Origin of the sequence: Curtobacterium sp. YC1, from assembly GCF_016267665.1 — a bacterium.
GTDB lineage: Bacteria > Actinomycetota > Actinomycetes > Actinomycetales > Microbacteriaceae > Curtobacterium.
The window spans coordinates 2,614,871-2,631,393 of the sequence record NZ_CP066341.1 but is presented as its reverse complement, the minus strand read 5'-3'; the positions used below and the strand labels follow the sequence as shown (position 1 = coordinate 2,631,393).

The window sequence follows — 16,523 nt, the reverse complement described above, 5'->3', positions numbered from 1 at the left end:
GCCAGAATGACGGGATGCAGCCCCTCGTCGAGCCCGTCGCCGTCCTGTCGCCGTGGCGGACGCAGCTCGGATCCCGCACCGCGGCGCTCGCCGACGTCGGCCTGACCGGTCTGCGTCGCCTGGCCGGTGCCCGCGTGCTGGTGGTCGGGGCCGGTGGTCTCGGCGCACCGGTCGTCGCCCACCTGGCCGGCATCGGGCGGCTGACGGTGGTCGACCCGGACGTCGTCGACGCCTCGAACCTGGCGCGGCAGACCCTGTTCACGGCGGCGGACGTCGGGTCGTCCAAGGCGCAGGTCGCGGTCGCCCGGGCCCACGCCGTCGACCCGGAACTCGACGCGGTCGCGGTCGTCGGGTCGTTCACGCCGGACCTGGTGCCGGGCCACGACGTCGTGGTCGACGCGGCCGACTCGGTCGTGGTCACACGCGAGGTCTCGGACGCTTGTGCCGCAGCCGGGGTGCCCTTCGTGTGGGGGACGGTGCTCGGGCACGACGGACAGGTCAGCGTCTTCCGCGACGCCGGTCCCGACGGCGTGGACTTCCACGACCTGCACCCGGAGGCCCTGCCCGACGAGGGGTCCTGCGCCCTGGACGGCGTGCTCCCCGCGCTCTGCGGCGCCGTCGGTGCGGTGATGGCCGGGCAGGTGTCCGCGCTGGTCACCGGTGCCGGCGACCCGCTGCTCGGCCGTGTCCTGACGGTCGACGCCCGCCGGTGGCGCTGGACCGAGAGCCCGCTCCGTCGCGGCCCGGCTTCGCAGCGTCCCGTGCCCGTCCCCGCGTCGACGGTCCCACGCATCGCCCCCGCCGCGCTCGCCGCCCGGCTCGCCGACCCGGCCGACCCCCTGGTGGTGGTCGACGTGCGGACCGACGAGGAGCGCGCTGCCGGCGTGGTCAGCGGCGCGGTGACGGAGGACACCGCGGCGGACGACGTGGTCGTGTACTGCGCCCGCGGTCCGCGCGCCGACGCCTGGGCGGCACGGCAGCCGGCCGGGAGGCGCGTGGCGGTCCTGGACGGCGGGTTCGAGGCCTGGCGACGCGAGGGGTTGCCCGTGGCGCACGAGCACACGCCCTGACCCGGGGCGGTCGGCACCACCTCGCTCCACCCACGAGCCGCAGGTGCGGCTAGCATCGGGGCATCATGACGCAACTGCGGATCAGGGATGCAGCGGTCTTCCTCGGGGTGAGCGACGACACCGTCCGGCGGCTCGTCGACGGTGGGACCCTCACCCGTGCGGTCGACGACGCCGGGCGCGCGGTCGTCGACGGTCGCGAGGTCGCCGAGCACGCCCGCGCACGGAGCACCGAGCTCGCCGGACCGTCCACCGGCGTGCGGAGCTCGGCCCGCAACCGCTTCGTCGGCATCGTCACCGACCTCGTCGTCGACACGGTGATGGCGCAGGTCGAGCTGCAGTGCGGTCCGCACCGCGTCGTCTCGCTCATGAGCGCCGAGGCGGTGCGGGACCTCGGGCTCGAGGTCGGGTCCGTCGCCGTGGCGTCCGTCAAGGCCACGATGGTCGCCGTCGAGGCGCCGACGCCCCAGGAGGACCCCCGATGACCGCTCGTCGATCCGTGGTGGCCGGGCTCGTCGCGGTCGCCGCCCTCGTGCTGACCGCCTGCTCCGGCACGGACACGCCGGTGGGCTCGTCGTCGCAGTCCGGACCGTCGGACCCCGAGTCGGACGTGACCGGGTCGATCACCGTCTTCGCGGCGGCGTCGCTCCAGCAGCCCTTCACCACGATCGCCGGGCAGTTCGAGTCCGCGCACCCGGGGGCCTCGGTCGCGTTCTCGTTCGCCGGGTCGAGCGACCTCGTCACCCAGATCCGCAACGGTGCCCCCGCCGACGTCTTCGCCGCGGCCGACACCGCGACCATGGCGGAGCTGTCGTCCGCCGACCTGGCCGACGGGTCGCCGCGGGACTTCGCCACGAACACGATCGAGATCGCGGTCGCCCCGGGCAACCCCCTCCGGATCGCCGGCCTCGACGACCTGACCGACCCGGACGTGCAGCTCGTCACCTGCGCCCGTCCGGTGCCGTGCGGCGCCGCGGCGGCCGCCGCCGCGGACGCGGCCGGCGTCGACCTGCGGCCGGTCAGCGAGGAGCAGTCCGTCACCGACGTCCTGGGCAAGGTCGAGTCCGGGCAGGCCGACGCCGGACTCGTCTACGTCACCGACGTGCGGGGTGCGGACGGCCGGGTCGACGGTGTGCCGGTCAGCCAGGCCGCCGACGCCGTCAACACGTACTCGATCGGGGTGCTGCGCGAGTCCGCCGACCCGGAGCTCGCGCGGGCGTTCGCCGCCGCCGTCCGTTCCGCCGTCGGGCAGCGCGTGCTGTCGGCGGCCGGCTTCGGGACGCCGTGAGCCGTGCACCGCGCGCCGACGGACGGCCACCGGTCGCGTGGTGGCTGCCGCTGCCCGCGGCACTCGGCGGGCTGTTCGTCGTCGTGCCGGTGCTCGCGATGCTCGGCCGGGTGGAGTGGTCGTCGTTCGTCGCCCTCGTCACCTCGACCGCGTCGCTCACCGCGCTCGGCCTGAGCCTCGGCACCGCGCTCGCCGCCACCGCGATCGCGTTCGTCCTCGGCTACCCGCTCGCCGTGCTGTTCGCGCGGTCACGGTCACGGTGGGTCGGCGTCGCCCGGGCCGTCGTGCTCCTGCCGCTCGTGCTGCCGCCCGTGGTCGGCGGCCTCGCGCTGCTCGCGGCGTTCGGACGGCTCGGCGTGGTCGGTGCGTTCCTCGACGAGCACGGGCTGCGCATCGCCTTCACCACGACGGCCGTGGTCGTCGCCCAGACCTTCGTGGCGATGCCGTTCCTGGTGTCCTCGGTCGAGGGGGCGCTCCGGGTCGAGGGGGACCGCTTCGAACGGGTCGCCGCCACGCTCGGGGCCGGGCCGACCCGGACCCTGCTGACCGTGACGACCCCGCGCGTGCTGCCCGGCATCCTGTCCGGACTCGTGCTCTGCTTCGCGCGGGCCCTCGGTGAGTTCGGCGCGACCCTGACGTTCGCCGGCAGCCTGCAGGGGGTCACCCGCACGCTGCCGCTCGAGGTCTACCTGCAGCGCGAGGTCGACCCGGACACCGCGGTGGCCCTGGCCGTCGTGCTCGTCGTGGTGGCCGTGGTCGTGATCGGGGCCTCGTCGTTCCGGACCCGGGGAGCGTTCACGTGACGGCGTCGCGCTCCCGCTCGACGGCGCCGGGCGCCCGCCTCGCCGCGTCGAGCGCCGCAGGCGTCCTGGCGCACGTCGTCGTGGACCACCGCGCCGTCGACGTGTCGATCGCCGTCGCAGCGGGGGAGTGCCTGGCGGTCGTCGGGCCGAACGGCGCCGGCAAGTCGACCCTCGTCGAGGCGCTGGCCGGACTGCTGCCGATCGACGCCGGCCGGGTCGTGCTCGGCGGCGTCGAGGCGTCCGGGCCCCGCCGCACGGTCCCCGCGCACCGCCGACGGATCGGACTCGTCGCCCAGCGCCCCGACCTGTTCCCGTTCCTCGACGTCCTCGGGAACGTCGCCTTCGGACCCCGGGCCGCCGGAGCCGGTCGCGCCACTGCCCGGCGACGGGCACGGCACGCACTCGACGCGGTCGGTGTCGCGGACCTCGCCGGACGTGACCCGCGCACGCTCTCGGGCGGGCAGGCGCAGCGCGTCGCGATCGCCCGCGCGCTGGCCACCGACCCGACGGTCCTGCTGCTCGACGAACCGACCTCGGCACTCGACGTCGGTACGCGAGACGAGGTCCGCGCGGCACTGCGGACCGCGGTCGCCGGTCGCCCCGCCGTGCTCGTCACGCACGACCCGGTCGAGGTCGTCGCCCTGGCCGACCGCGTCGTCGTCCTCGAGGCCGGACGGGTGGTCGAGGAGGGCACCCCCGCCACCGTGCTCGGCCGCCCGACCAGCGCGTTCGCCGCCACGTTCTCCGGGTTGGCGCTGGTGCGGGGGACCGCCACCGCCGGTGGGATCGCGCTGGACGGCGGGGGCGAGCTCACGTCGGGGACGCACACCGTGCCTCCCGGCCGTCCCGCCCTCGCCGCGTTCCACCCGACGGCCGCCGTCCTGACGCGGGACGGAGGCGGTCCGGCGCGCACCGTCACCGCGCTCGAGGCGCGGGACGGCCTGGTGCGCGTGCACGCCGGGGAGCTGGTGGCCGACCTGACGCTCCCGGCGCTGACGGCGATGGGCGTGCGACCCGGCGACCGGGTGCACGTCGGCGTCGCCGCCGCCGAGGTGTCGGTGTACGCGCCGCGCGGTTGAGACAATGGTCGGATGACCTCCTGGTTCCCCAAGGTGTGGCCCGTGGCCACCCCGCTCGTGGCGGCCGTCGTGCTCGCGCTGTCGTACGGACGGTACGGGCTCGGCACGGTGGTGGTCGTGCTCGTGGCCGTCGTGCTGGCGGTCACGATCCTGGCGGCGGTGCACCACGCCGAGGTCGTCGCGCACCGGGTCGGTGAACCGTTCGGGTCGCTCGTGCTCGCCGTGGCGGTGACCGTCATCGAGGTGGCGCTCATCATCTCGCTGTCGAGCTCCGGCGGGGCGCAGGCCGAGACCCTGGCCCGCGACACCGTGTTCTCGGCGGTGATGATCACGATGAACGGCCTGGTCGGTCTGGCGATCCTGATCGGGACCCTGCGGCACGGCACCGTGCGGTTCAACCAGGAGGGCGCGAGCGCCGCGACGATGACGGTCGCCGCGCTCGCCGTGCTGACCCTGGTGCTGCCGACGTTCACCACCGGCACCGACGACGCGTCGTTCACCGGGACGCAGCTCGTGTTCGTGGCCCTGGCGTCCCTCGTGCTGTACGGGCTGTTCGTCGTGACGCAGACCGTGGCGCACCGCGACTTCTTCCTGCCCGTCAACCGCGCCGGCGGCGTGCTCGCCGAGTCGGAGGACGTCCACGCGGCCCGACCGACCGTGCGGGCGACGATGGTGTCGCTCGGGCTGCTCGTCGTCGCCCTGGTGGCGGTCGTCGGACTCGCCAAGGTGGAGTCGCCGGCGATCGAGGCCGGGGTCGCCGCGGTCGGGTTCCCGCCGTCGTTCGTCGGTGTCGTGATCGCGCTGCTCATCCTGCTGCCCGAGGGCATCGCCGCCTCGAAGGCCGCGGCGCGGAACCGGATCCAGACGAGCCTGAACCTGGCGATGGGCTCGGCGATGGCGTCGATCGGTCTGACGATCCCGTCGATCGCCGTCGCCTCGCTGTTCATGCCGGGCACCCTGCTGCTGGGGCTCGGGTCGAGTCAGATCGTGCTGCTCGCGCTGACGATCGTCGCGGCGGTGCTCACGGTGCTGCCCGGACGGGCGACACGGCTGCAGGGTGGGGTGCACCTGGTGATCTTCGCCGCGTTCATCGTGCTGTCCGTCTCGCCGTAGGCGCAGGCGCAGGCGCAGGCGCAGGCGCAGGCGCAGACGCAGGCGCCGGGACCGGGACTGGTCCGACCGTCGGACCGCTGCGGAGCGCCGCTCAGCCGCCGGCGAAGGGCGGCATGACGTCGACCACCGCGACGCCGTCGAGTGCGGTGCCCCGGTCGCGCGTGGTCACGCCGTCGACCAGGTACGAGCAGCGCTCCTGCAACGCGGTCCACCGCTCGGGGTCGGCCGCCTCGACCGCGGCGAGGGCTGCGTCGACCGTGGGCGCCGAGGTGTCGAGCGTGTCCACGCCGACGGCGGCCCGGGCGGCGGCGAAGAACCGGATCGTGGCCACGTCCTAGCCCCCGATCGCGCTCATGCCCCGGGCCGGGTGCACGAGCTCGTCGCTGTCGTCGCCGTGGTCGCGCGGCTTCGCCCACATCGCCCGCCGCCAGGCCTCGGCGACCTCGTCGTCGGAGGCGCCCGCACGCATCGGACCGAGCACGTCGGTCTCGTCGTCGGAGAACAGGCAGCTGCGCACGTGCCCGTCGGCGGTCAGACGGGTGCGGGTGCAGTCGGCGCAGAACGACTCGGTGATGCTGGCGATGATGCCGACCGTGCCGAGCGCCTCGCCTGTGCGGGCGTCCTGCACGCGGTACCGCTCGGCCGGGGCGCCGTCGCGCGGAGCGTCGTCGGGCGTCAGCACGAACGACGACGACAGCAGGGCGCGGGTCTCGGCAGCGGTGACCATCGACGTGCGGTCCCAGGTGTGGTCCGGGTCGAGCGGCATCTGCTCGATGAACCGCAGCTCGTAGCCGCGCTCCAGGCACCAGCGGAGCAGCTCGGGCGCGGCCTCGTCGTTGACCCCGCGCAGCAGCACCGCGTTGACCTTGATGTCGAGTCCGGCATCGTGCGCGGCCGTCAGCCCGGCGATCACCTTGTCGAGGAACGGGCGGCGGGTCACGGTGGTGAAGACGTCGGGGTCGACGGTGTCGAGCGACACGTTCACCCGGCGCAGCCCGGCGTCGGACAGGGCCCGGGCGCGGTGGGCCAGCCCGATCGCGTTCGTCGTGAGGGACAGCTCCGGGGCATCAGGCAGTGCGGCGCAGCGGGCGATCACGTCGACCAGGTCGTGCCGGAGCATCGGCTCGCCGCCGGTGAACCGGACCTTGCGGACGCCGAACCGCGACGTCCCGAGGCGCACCAGCCGCTCGATCTCCGCCGCGGTCATCAGGGCGTCGTCGGGGGCGAAGGGCAGGCCGGCCGCGGGCATGCAGTACGTGCAGCGCAGGTTGCAGCGCTCGGTCAGCGACACCCGCAGGTCGATCGCCCGGCGACCGAACCGGTCCACCAGCCCGGCACCGGCCGTGCCGACGGGAGCGTCGGCCGCGCCGGTCGCGCCGCCCGGACCACCGGTGGTGCCGAGCAGGATCGCGGGTGCCATGTCAGTCAGCGTACGTGGGGACCCGTCGGAACGACAGCCGCTCCCACCACCGCCGCCAGTCCGACCGGTCCGTGCGCACCAGGGTCACGACCACGATGACGACGATCGCCGCCAGCAGCCACCACCGGTAGGCGTCCACCGAGGGCCACACCCCGCGCAGGGCGATCGCCAGCCCGATCGACAGCCACTCCCACCGGCCGGACAGCACCACGAACGGGATGAGCAGCAGCGCGTACCAGGGGTAGCGGGGGGTCACGGCGAGGAACGTGACGCCGATCATCAGGACCTCGCCCGACCACGGTCGCGACGGGTCGACCAGGCGCCAGGCCACGAACGCGGCGAGCAGCACGAGCAGCCCCACCACGACGGTCCCGGCGTCCCCGGGGAACAGCAGCGAGACCAGGGCGAACCGGGACCCGTCCTCGTAGCCCTCCTCGCTCAGGTACCCGGGCAGGTAGCCGAGCACGTCGATGCCGGTCGTGAGCACGTAGGGCACGTAGAGCAGGCCGAACACGGCGATGCCGACCGGGATCGCCCACCAGCCGCCGCGCCGCCCGAGCAGCGGCGGGTACACGATCGCCGGGATGAGCTTCGTCGCGGTGGCCGCACCGAGCGCGATCCCGCCCCAGATCGGTCGCCCGAACGTCACGAGCACGACGCCCGCGGTGGCCAGCGCGGCACCGACGACGTCGACGTGCGAGTTGGTGACCGCCTCGGACGCCACCAGGGGCGACCACGCCCACAGCGCCGCCCACCAGGTCGGCCGGCCCGTGCGGCGGAGCACCGCGACCAGGCCGATCGTCACGCCGAGCGAGACGAGCAGCCCGGCGACCTGGAACGGCAGGTACTGGGCGGTCGCCGGGACGAACGCGCGCACGCCGGCGAACCAGAGCTGGGCCATCGGCGGGTAGATCGTCACGACGTCCGGACGGTTGATCGCGACGCAGTGCCCGTCGGCCCCGTCGCCCAGGCCCCGGAAGCGGGGCTTCAAGGGCTCGCAGGTGCCGTCGACCTTGTCGGGGAACAACCAGTCGGGTCGCAGGCCGGACAGTGCGGAAGACTGCGGCGTGTGCGCGTACGGTGAGATGCCGGCGTGCTGCACGATGCCGTCCCAGGCGTACCGGGCCGAGTCGGTGCTCGTGTTCGGCGGGCCGACGAGTGCCGCGACGCCGATCACGACCGCTCCACCGACGACCATCGTGGTCATCCACCGGACGGGCACGAACCGCACCGCGAACACGGCGACGACGAACACGGTCCAAGCGATCAGCGTCCACGCAACGAATGCAGAACGATGGCCCGACCGGAGGAACCCCAGATGCGTGACGCCGACGGCGATGACGCCCGCGAGGGCCAGTACTCCGACGACCGCCACCACGGTGCCGATCCGCGCGGCGGTGCCGTCGGCCAGGGACGGTCGGAGGGCACGCAGTCGGTCGCTCATGGTCCGTCGAGGCTATCCGGCGTCCGGACCCTGCTGCACGACGGACGAGCAGCGCTGGCGTCCCCCAACCGCAACGCCCGCTCGGCGGTGGTGCTCGGTCGCCTGCTCGGCATCGCGTTCCTGGTCTGCTTCGGCACCGGGATCTACAGCCACCTGCTGCAGGAGCCGCTCGGCTGGATGCGGTTCCCGACCCGGCCGACGCAGCTGTACCAGTTCACGCAGGGCCTGCACATCACCACCGGCATCGCGATCATCCCGCTGCTGCTCGCCAAGCTGAACACCGTCATGCCCGCACTCGTGCAGACGCCCCCGGTGCGCGGAGTCCTGCACCTGCTCGAGCGGGTGTCGATCGCGGTGCTCGTGTCCGCGTCGATCATCCAGGTGGTCACGGGTTTGCTCAACACGTACCAGTGGTACCCGTGGCCGTTCCCGTTCCGCCAGGTGCACAACGCGCTGGCCTACGTGATCATCGGGTCGCTCGTGATCCACGTCGCGGCGAAGCTGCCGGTCATCGCGCGGTACTGGCGGAAGCGCGACTCCTACGACGAGCACGGCCGGTTCATCGCGGACCCCGCGTCCGGCAGTGAACTGCTCCCTGCCGCTCAGGAGGCCCGGCCCGCGTCCGCCCCGCACGGCCTGGTCGGCCGCGTCTTCCGGTGGATCGACGGGGTCGACGCCGCCGGAGGCGGCGCCGAGGCTCGCCCCGCCGGACCGGCGGCCGACCCGGACACGGCGAGCCGGGCCTCCAGGCCGACGCCGGAGGCAGCCACCGGACGACGCGAGCGGATCGCCCGACGCGGGTTCTTCGCCGGCGTGACGGCCGCGACGGTCGGCGTCGTCGCGCTCACCGCGGGCCAGTCGTCGAAGCTCGCCGAACCGTTCAACGTGTTCGGCGCCCGCGGCCGGGGCATCGGCTCGAACGGACTGCCGGTGAACCGCACCGCGCGTGCGGCCGGGGTGCTCGCGACCGCGACCGCGGCCGACTGGACGCTGACGGTCGTCGGCCACGACGTGAGCCGGACCTTCGTCCGCGCGGAACTCGTCGCGCTCGGCACCACCCAGGTCGACCTGCCGATCTCGTGCGTGGAGGGGTGGAGCCAGGTGGCGACGTGGAAGGGCGTCCGGATGCGTGACCTGCTCGACGCGGTGCAGGCGCCGCAGGGGTCGCACGTGCGGGTGACGAGCCTGGAACGGCACGGCGGCTACCGGATCATGGACATGGGCCCGGAGTACGCCGAGGACCCGACGACCCTCGTCGCGCTCGAGCTCAACGGCGCGACACTCGACCTGGACCACGGGTTCCCGGCGCGGATCATCGCTCCCGGGCGGCCGGGTGTGCTGCAGACCAAGTGGATCGAGCGGATCGAGGTGCTCCGGTGAGGGCCGCGCGGATCGTGCTCGCGGTGATCGGCGTGCTGGTCATCGCCTTCGGTGCCTTCGTGCTGGTGACGTCGGTGTCGCCGAACCGCATCGGTGGGCTCGCGGTGTGGCTGCTCGGCGCGGTGGTGCTGCACGACGCGGTCCTGTCGCCGTTCGTGGTCGGGGCGGGACTGCTGCTGCGCCGGGCCGGTCGGACGCTGCGGGCGTCGGTGCTCGTGGTCGTGCAGGCGGCGATCGTGCTCGGGAGCGTCCTCGCCCTGGTCGTGCTACCGGAGATCGAGGCGAAGGACCAGGGGCCGAAGAACCCCACGGTGCTGCCGTTCGACTACGGCACGCGGCTGCTGCTGGTCGAGGGTGCGCTGCTGCTCGTGGTCGTGGCGGTGCTCGTGATCGGGGTGGTGCGGAGCCGGCGACCCGGGCGTTCGTCCACCGCGCGCACTACTGGTTGAAGGAACAACCTCTCGGTAGGATGGACAGCATGTCCGACGACACCCCGTGGCTCACCCGCGAGCAGCTGCGCGCGTGGATGAAGCTCGTGGCGGTCATGGAGCTCCTGCCCGCCGCGCTCGACCAGCAGCTGCAGCGCGACGCCGACCTGACGCACTTCGACTACATGGTCGTCGCGATGCTCTCGGAGACCGACACCCGCACGCTCCGCATGTCGGCACTCGCCTCGGCGACGAACGCGTCCCTGCCGCGGCTGTCGCACGTGGTCTCGCGGCTCGAGAAGCGTGGGCTCGTCACCCGCTGCCCGTCGACGTCCGACCGTCGGGCCACCGACGTCCGGCTCACCGACGCCGGGTACGCCACCATCGTCGAGGCGGCACCGGACCACGTCCGCACCGCGCGACGGATGGTGATCGACGCACTGAGCGACGAGCAGGTCGCGCAGCTCGACGGCATCGCCGCGTCGCTGCTCACCCGGCTCGACCCCGAGGGGCGGTTCGCCGCGCTGACCTACCCGCGCGAGGACGACGACGTCGCCATCTGCGAGGAACGGCTGACGGGCGCCGCGACCGACTGACGCGGGCGACGGACGGACGCGCCCCGCCCCCGGCCGGCCCCGGCGTCACGCTCGCCGGTCGGCTCGACGCCTGCAATAGGCTCGCCGCATGACCGAGCCCGTCGCGCCGTCCGACACGTACTCCTACCTCGGGCCCGCCGGCACGTTCACCGAGGCCGCCCTGAAGCTCGTCGAGGCCGCCGCCGGCAAGCCCTGGCGCAGCGTCAACAACGTCGGCGAGGCTCTGGACGACGTCGTCTCCGGCCGCTCCGTCGGTGCGGTCATCGCGATCGAGAACAGCGTCGACGGTGGGGTCAGCGCCACGCAGGACGCGCTGGCCCGGATCCCCGGGGTCCGCATCGTGGGGGAGTACCTCGTCCCCGTCGACTTCGTGCTCGTCGCCCGCCCCGGCACCACGCTCGACCAGGTCCGCACCGTGAACGCGCACCCGGTCGCCTACGCGCAGACCCACAACTGGCTCGAGGTGAACCTGCCCGGCCACGGGCACATCCCGGCGTCGTCGAACGTCGCCGCCGCCCTGGCCCTGCTCGACGAACGACCCACCGCGGACGCGGCCGTCGCCCCGCCCGGCATCACCGACCACCACGACGTCACGGTGCTCGCGTCGTCCATCGGCGACAACGCGTCGGCCGTCACCCGGTTCGTGCTGGTGTCGAAGACCCTCGCACTGCCCGAACCCACCGGCGCCGACAAGACGAGCGTCATCGTCGAGCTCCCCGCCGACCACCCCGGCGCCCTGGTCGACATGCTCGAGCAGTTCGCGACGCGGGGCATCAACATGGGGCTGCTGTCGTCGCGACCGATCGGCGACGAGCTCGGCCGCTACCGGTTCGTCATCGACCTCGACGGGCACGTGCGCGACGAGCGGGTGGCCGACGCACTGCTCGGCCTGCGGCGCTTCAGCCCGCGCGTGACGTTCCTCGGCTCGTACCCGCGGGCCGACGGCGCCCGGCCCGAGGTGCCCGCACGGTACTCGGACGCCGCCTTCGTCGAGGCACGGGACTGGCTGCGCGCGATCGTGTCGGGCGAGCCGGACGCGCGCTGACCGCAGACCCGGGGCCGGGTCGGCCCCGGGCCTGCGGTGGCCGCAGACCCGGGTCGGGGTCGGCGGTCAGCCGCGGTGCGCTGCCCGGACCTGCCGCGTCGACCGCGTCTCGTCGCGCGGCCCGGCGACGCGGACACGCAGCCCGCCCTCGTGGATCTCCGCCTTGAACGCCGAGACCTCGCCCACGGGGTCGCCGTCGATCTCGAACTCGTCCGGCCGCTCGAGGCGCGCCGTGAACTCCTGGCCGCGCAGGTAGCGCAGCGGACGTTCCTCGCGGGCGAGCGAGGTGATGCGCCTGCCGACCGCGGTCCGCCCCAGGGCCGAGCGGCGGAACGAGCGCAGGATCGCGTTCTCCCACAGCATGCGGGCGGCGATGCGGACCCAGCCGAAGAACCCGCGGGGGCGCATCACGACGACGTCGAACACGCCGTCGTCGATCTCGGCGTCGGGCAGCAGCGTCGCGCCGGCCTGCAGCGTGCCGCAGTTGCCGACGATCAGGGAGTGCGCGCGCACCGTGTGGGTGCTCCCGCCGTCCACGCGGTACCGGAAGTCGAAGGCGTCGGCGTCCCGCAGCGACCGGACCAGCGAGTCGACGTAGGCGAGCCACCCGACCTTCTTCTTCAGCTCGGGCTTGGTGTTCGCGAGCATCCGGGCGTCCAGGCCCAGACCGGCCATCACCAGGAAGCCGAACCGCTCGCGGGAGCCGTCCGGACGCTCGACACCGACCGTGCCGATGTCGATCGTGCGGTCCTCGCCGCGGAAGATCGTGCGGACGCTCGCCTCCAGGTCGTCGATCGGCGCCGGGATGTTCCGGGCGAGCAGGTTGCCGGTACCGCTCGGCAGCAGGGCCAGCGCGGCCTCGGACTCCCACACGACCTCGGCGACCGCGCGGACGGTGCCGTCGCCGCCGGCCGCCGCGATGACGTCGGCACCCGCCGCGACCGCCTCGCGGGCCATCCCGCCACCCGGATCCTCCTCGGAGGTCTCGAACCACAGCGTCTCGTTCCACCCGGCCTCGCGCCGGTACCGCTCCACCGTCTCCTTGAGCGAGGCGAGGTCCACCTTGACCGGGTTGTAGACGACGGCGGCGGTGCGGGGGTCCGGCGTGGGCGCGTCCGGCTGCGCAGGCGCGGTCTCCGAGGGTGATGACATGCTCCGAACGTACCGGCGGAGTCCTGTGCAGCGCGCCCGTCCCGGCCACGGTCGGACGGGAGGCCCGTGGCGGGCCCCGCCCCGCGCCTCCAGGCCGTCGACGCGCACCCGGTGCGCAACCGGCGCTGGCTAGGATGAACCGGTGATCGATCCCCAGCTGCTGCGTGACAACCCCGACGTCATCAAGGCCTCACAGCAGGCGCGTGGTGCCTCGGTGGCCGTCGTCGACGAGGCCGTCGCCGCCGACTCCGCACGGCGGAGCGCGATCACCTCGTTCGAGTCGCTCCGCGCCGAGCAGAACGCCTTCGGCAAGACGGTCGCCAAGGCCCCGAAGGACGAGAAGGCCGCGCTCGTGCAGCAGGCACAGGCCCTCGCCGCGCAGGTCAAGGAGGCCCAGGCCACCGTCACCGCCGCCGAGGACACGTTCAACACCGTCGTCCGCGGCATCCCGAACGTCGTGCTGCCCGGTGTGCCCGAGGGCGGCGAGGACGACTTCGTCACGCTCCGCACCGTCGGCACCAAGCCCGCGTTCGACTTCGAGCCGAAGGACCACGCCGACCTCGGCGAGCACCTCGGCATCATCGACATCCCGCGCGGGGTGAAGGTCTCCGGCTCGCGCTTCTACTTCCTGCGCGGCATGGGCGCCCGCCTCGAGATCGCGCTGATGTCGCTCGGGCTCGACCGTGCGGTCGCCGCCGGGTTCGAACCCCTCATCACGCCGACGCTCGTGCGCCCCGAGACCATGGCGGGCACCGGGTTCCTCGGCGAGCACGCCGCCGAGGTCTACCGGCTCGAAGCCGACGACCTGTACCTGACCGGCACGAGCGAGGTCGCCCTGGCCGGGTTCCACGCCGACGAGATCCTCGACCTCGCCGACCCGTCCGCCGCCCACCGCTACGCCGGCTGGTCGACCTGCTACCGGCGCGAGGCCGGTTCGGCGGGCAAGGACAACCGCGGCATCCTGCGCGTGCACCAGTTCAACAAGCTCGAGATGTTCGCCTACGTCCACCCGGACCAGGCCGAGGCCGAGCACGAGCGGCTCGTCGCGCACCAGGAGCAGATGCTCCAGGACCTCGGGCTGCACTACCGCGTGATCGACGTCGCGGCGGGCGACCTCGGCACGAGCGCGGCGAAGAAGTACGACATCGAGGCCTGGGTCCCGACGCAGGGCACCTTCCGCGAGCTCACCTCGACGTCGAACTGCACGACGTTCCAGGCCCGCCGCCTCGACATCCGCTACCGCACCGAGAGCGGCAAGACTGCCCCGGTCGCGACCCTGAACGGCACCCTCGCCACCACCCGGTGGATCGTCGCGATCCTCGAGACGCACCAGCAGGCCGACGGCTCGGTCGTCGTGCCCGAGGTGCTCCGCCCGTACCTGGGCGGCGTCGAGGTGATCGAGCCCCGATGAGCACCCGCGACCGGTTCGTCGACGGCTCCTCGCAGGGGGGCGGTCCGGACGCGCCCGCCCGCACCAAGCGGTGGCTGGTCGCGCTCGACGTCGACGGCACCACCATGCGCGAGGACGGCGTCGTCACCGAGGCGGTCGTCGCCGCGGTGCGGGACGCCGAGGCCGCCGGGCACGAGGTCATGCTCTCCACCGGCCGCAGCGAGGGCATGACCGTGCCCCTGCTCGAGACGCTCGGCATCGAACCGAAGTTCCTGGTCTGCGCCAACGGGGCGCTCACCCTGGCCCGTCGTGCCGACGGCTCGTACGAGCGCCGGCACGTCGAGCGCTTCGACCCGTCCGAGGTGCTGCAGACCATCCACGGTGCCCTGGAGAACGCGGCGTTCGGCGTCGAGGACGAGACCGGACACTTCCTGCTCTCCGGCAACTTCCCCGACGACACGATGACCGTCGCCGGCGAGCACGTGCCCTTCGAACAGCTGCTCGGCGTCGAGGCCACCCGCGTCGTCGTCATCTCGCCCGGGCACGACACCGAGGACTTCCTGCAGGTCGTCGAGCGGATGGGCCTGCACAAGGTCTCGTACTCGGTCGGCTGGACGTCGTGGCTCGACATCGCCCCCGAGGGCGTGACGAAGGCCACCGCGATGGAGCGCGTGCGGGAGTGGCTCGACATCCCGCGGTCCCGCGTCTTCGCCGCCGGCGACGGCCGGAACGACATCGACATGCTCCGCTGGGCGTCGACCTCCGGTCGCGGCGTGGTCATGGGGCAGGCCCCCGACGACGTCGTCGACGCCGGCAACGAGCTGACGGGCGGCGTGACGGACGACGGGCTGGCTGCGGCGCTCGACTCCCTGCCGCGCTGACGCGCATCCGGACGGGAGGCCCGGGTAGACTTCCCGGGACGCGGTCACGTCTCGCCACGTGGTCGCGTCACTGGAGGGTTGTCCGAGCGGCCGATGGAGCCTGTCTTGAAAACAGGTGGGCAGAGATGTCTCGTGGGTTCGAATCCCACACCCTCCGCGATGGACACCCGGCTGCGCCCCCTCCGCCTCGACGACGCGGCCGTGCTCGCTGCCGTCATCACCGCGAGCGCCGACCACCTGCGGCCGTGGGAACCCACGCGGGCGCCGTCGTACTACACGGAGTCCGGGCAGCTCGACGTCATCACGCAGGCCCTCGCGGCGCAGCGGTCGGGCAACGCGGTGCCGTTCGTCGTCGAGTCGACGGACGGCGAACTGCTCGGTCGGATCACCCTGAGCGGCATCACGCGCGGGGCCCTGCAGTCCTGCGCGATGGGGTACTGGATCCGGGCTGACCGCACCCGTCAGGGCCATGCTTCACGCGCGGTCCGAGCCGCCGTCGACCACGCGTTCGACGTGCTCCGCCTCCACCGCGTGCAGGCCGAGACCCTGCCCGAGAACGTCGGTTCGCAGCGCGCGCTGACGTCCGCGGGGTTCGTCCGGTACGGCTTCGCCCCGGAGTACATCCGGATCGACGGCGTCTGGCGCGACCACGTCATGTTCCAGCGGATCGCACCGTGACGGCACCGCGGTGATCGAGGTCGTCGGGTACCGGTCGTCGTGGCCCGAGCGCTTCGCCGAGCTGCGTGCCGCCTACGCCGCAGCCCTCGTCGACGCGGGCGCGCGGTTCCGGAGCATCGAGCACGTCGGCAGCACCGCCGTGCCGGGCCTCGCCGCCAAGCCCGTCATCGACGTCGACGTCGTGGTCGACGCCGAGGACGTCCCCGCCGCCGTCGTCGCACTCGAGTCGATCGGGTTCGTCCCGCGCGGTGAGCTCGGCGTGCCGGGGCGGCAGGCGTTCCACACGCCGGAGCGGTTCGCGCCCAGCAACACGTACGTCGCCACAGCCGGTTCGGTGGCGCTGCGGAACCACCTCGCCGTCCGCGACGTGCTGCGGTCCGATGCGGCGCTCCGCGACGAGTACGCCGCGGTGAAACGACGGGCGGCTGCGGCGGCGCAGGACATCGACGACTACATCCAGCGCAAGAGCGCGGTGCTGGGGCGGATCCTGCGTGCCGGCGGCCTGTCCGACGAGGAACGCGCCGCGATCGACGCCGTGAACCGTCGGATCACCGGCCGAGGCGCCGGCAGCTGACCCGCGGATCGCCCCGCGGCGCCGTCGCCCGGACGCTTCCGTCGCCGGCCGTGATCGGGCGCCGTCCGGCGGGGGGACGGGGAGTTGTCCGGGGCGGCTGACGGATCTGGTCCGCGAACCCGGCTGTTCGCGGACCAGGACCGTCATCGCGCTGACGAGAACACGCCTCGGGCGGTGGCGAGCAT

18 protein-coding genes and 1 tRNA gene are annotated in these 16,523 nt (G+C 73.6%); 15 read left to right on the top strand and 4 right to left on the bottom strand.

The window, feature by feature from the left end; genetic code table 11:
* The first annotated feature begins 14 nt into the window (after positions 1 to 14).
* From I8920_RS12365 to I8920_RS12340, 6 genes are all read left to right on the top strand, one after another.
* Positions 15 to 1,070 (top strand): HesA/MoeB/ThiF family protein, encoded by a 1,056-nt coding sequence (locus tag I8920_RS12365; RefSeq protein WP_198656615.1) that lies wholly within the window; start codon positions 15 to 17, stop codon positions 1,068 to 1,070.
* Between the two features lie 65 nt (positions 1,071 to 1,135).
* Positions 1,136 to 1,552 (top strand): TOBE domain-containing protein, encoded by a 417-nt coding sequence (locus I8920_RS12360; RefSeq protein ID WP_198656614.1) that lies wholly within the window; start codon positions 1,136 to 1,138, stop codon positions 1,550 to 1,552.
* Positions 1,549 to 2,355 (top strand): molybdate ABC transporter substrate-binding protein, encoded by an 807-nt coding sequence (modA, locus tag I8920_RS12355; protein ID WP_198656613.1) that lies wholly within the window; start codon positions 1,549 to 1,551, stop codon positions 2,353 to 2,355. Before I8920_RS12360 ends, modA begins: the two co-directional genes overlap by 4 nt.
* Positions 2,352 to 3,158: an ABC transporter permease gene (locus I8920_RS12350; RefSeq protein ID WP_198656612.1), complete on the top strand. Its 807-nt coding sequence runs from the start codon at positions 2,352 to 2,354 to the stop codon at positions 3,156 to 3,158. Before modA ends, I8920_RS12350 begins: the two co-directional genes overlap by 4 nt.
* The gene (locus I8920_RS12345; RefSeq protein ID WP_232832735.1) at positions 3,155 to 4,237 is read left to right on the top strand and encodes an ABC transporter ATP-binding protein; all 1,083 of its coding nucleotides are present in this window, start codon (positions 3,155 to 3,157) and stop codon (positions 4,235 to 4,237) included. The genes I8920_RS12350 and I8920_RS12345 overlap by 4 nt, the downstream gene beginning before the upstream one ends.
* Before the next feature lie 12 nt (positions 4,238 to 4,249).
* A complete protein-coding gene (locus tag I8920_RS12340) occupies positions 4,250 to 5,350 on the top strand; it encodes a calcium:proton antiporter (RefSeq protein ID WP_198656611.1) in 1,101 nt (366 codons plus the stop codon).
* Positions 5,351 to 5,441: 91 nt separating this feature from the next.
* Here the strand turns inward: I8920_RS12340 and I8920_RS12335 are convergent, their stop codons facing one another.
* From I8920_RS12335 to I8920_RS12325, 3 genes are read right to left on the bottom strand one after another with little or no spacing between them, the layout of a single operon-like run.
* Positions 5,442 to 5,681 (bottom strand): MoaD/ThiS family protein, encoded by a 240-nt coding sequence (locus I8920_RS12335; RefSeq protein ID WP_198656610.1) that lies wholly within the window; start codon positions 5,679 to 5,681, stop codon positions 5,442 to 5,444.
* Between the two features lie 3 nt (positions 5,682 to 5,684).
* Positions 5,685 to 6,770, bottom strand: a complete 1,086-nt coding sequence (gene moaA, locus I8920_RS12330) for a GTP 3',8-cyclase MoaA (RefSeq protein WP_198656609.1) — start codon at positions 6,768 to 6,770, stop codon at positions 5,685 to 5,687.
* A 1-nt stretch (position 6,771) separates the two neighbouring features.
* Positions 6,772 to 8,025 carry a glycosyltransferase family 87 protein gene (locus I8920_RS12325; RefSeq protein ID WP_198656608.1) on the bottom strand — a complete coding sequence of 418 codons (1,254 nt, stop codon included), beginning with the start codon at positions 8,023 to 8,025 and terminating at the stop codon, positions 6,772 to 6,774.
* 63 nt (positions 8,026 to 8,088) lie between these two features.
* Between I8920_RS12325 and I8920_RS12320 the strand changes: the two genes are divergently transcribed.
* The 4 genes from I8920_RS12320 to pheA all read left to right on the top strand — a co-directional run bounded on the left by I8920_RS12320 (position 8,089) and on the right by pheA (position 11,663).
* Entirely contained in the window at positions 8,089 to 9,594 is a 1,506-nt protein-coding gene (locus tag I8920_RS12320) for a molybdopterin-dependent oxidoreductase (protein WP_198656607.1), read from the top strand.
* Positions 9,591 to 10,043 (top strand): hypothetical protein, encoded by a 453-nt coding sequence (locus I8920_RS12315; RefSeq protein ID WP_198656606.1) that lies wholly within the window; start codon positions 9,591 to 9,593, stop codon positions 10,041 to 10,043. The genes I8920_RS12320 and I8920_RS12315 overlap by 4 nt, the downstream gene beginning before the upstream one ends.
* 29 nt (positions 10,044 to 10,072) lie before the next feature.
* Positions 10,073 to 10,618, top strand: coding sequence for a MarR family winged helix-turn-helix transcriptional regulator (locus tag I8920_RS12310; RefSeq protein WP_198656605.1), 546 nt, complete (start codon positions 10,073 to 10,075; stop codon positions 10,616 to 10,618).
* 88 nt (positions 10,619 to 10,706) lie between these two features.
* Complete coding sequence (pheA, locus tag I8920_RS12305; protein ID WP_198656604.1) at positions 10,707 to 11,663, top strand: prephenate dehydratase; 957 nt, start codon at positions 10,707 to 10,709, stop codon at positions 11,661 to 11,663.
* Positions 11,664 to 11,729: 66 nt separating this feature from the next.
* On the opposite strand, the gene I8920_RS12300 is transcribed toward pheA, so the two are convergent.
* Entirely contained in the window at positions 11,730 to 12,815 is a 1,086-nt protein-coding gene (locus tag I8920_RS12300; protein WP_198656603.1) for a diacylglycerol/lipid kinase family protein, read from the bottom strand.
* A 142-nt stretch (positions 12,816 to 12,957) separates the two neighbouring features.
* Between I8920_RS12300 and serS the strand changes: the two genes are divergently transcribed.
* The 5 genes from serS (at position 12,958) to I8920_RS12275 (ending at position 16,338) form a co-directional block, all read left to right on the top strand.
* Positions 12,958 to 14,226, top strand: a complete 1,269-nt coding sequence (gene serS, locus I8920_RS12295) for a serine--tRNA ligase (RefSeq protein WP_198656602.1) — start codon at positions 12,958 to 12,960, stop codon at positions 14,224 to 14,226.
* On the top strand, positions 14,223 to 15,086 hold the full coding sequence (locus tag I8920_RS12290) for an HAD family hydrolase (RefSeq protein WP_198656601.1): 864 nt from the start codon (positions 14,223 to 14,225) through the stop codon (positions 15,084 to 15,086). Before serS ends, I8920_RS12290 begins: the two co-directional genes overlap by 4 nt.
* A gap of 72 nt (positions 15,087 to 15,158) precedes the next feature.
* Positions 15,159 to 15,243, top strand: a tRNA-Ser gene (locus I8920_RS12285).
* A gap of 2 nt (positions 15,244 to 15,245) precedes the next feature.
* On the top strand, positions 15,246 to 15,764 hold the full coding sequence (locus tag I8920_RS12280) for a GNAT family N-acetyltransferase (RefSeq protein WP_198656600.1): 519 nt from the start codon (positions 15,246 to 15,248) through the stop codon (positions 15,762 to 15,764).
* A 10-nt stretch (positions 15,765 to 15,774) separates the two neighbouring features.
* A complete protein-coding gene (locus I8920_RS12275) occupies positions 15,775 to 16,338 on the top strand; it encodes a GrpB family protein (protein ID WP_198656599.1) in 564 nt (187 codons plus the stop codon).
* Positions 16,339 to 16,523 lie beyond the last annotated feature (185 nt).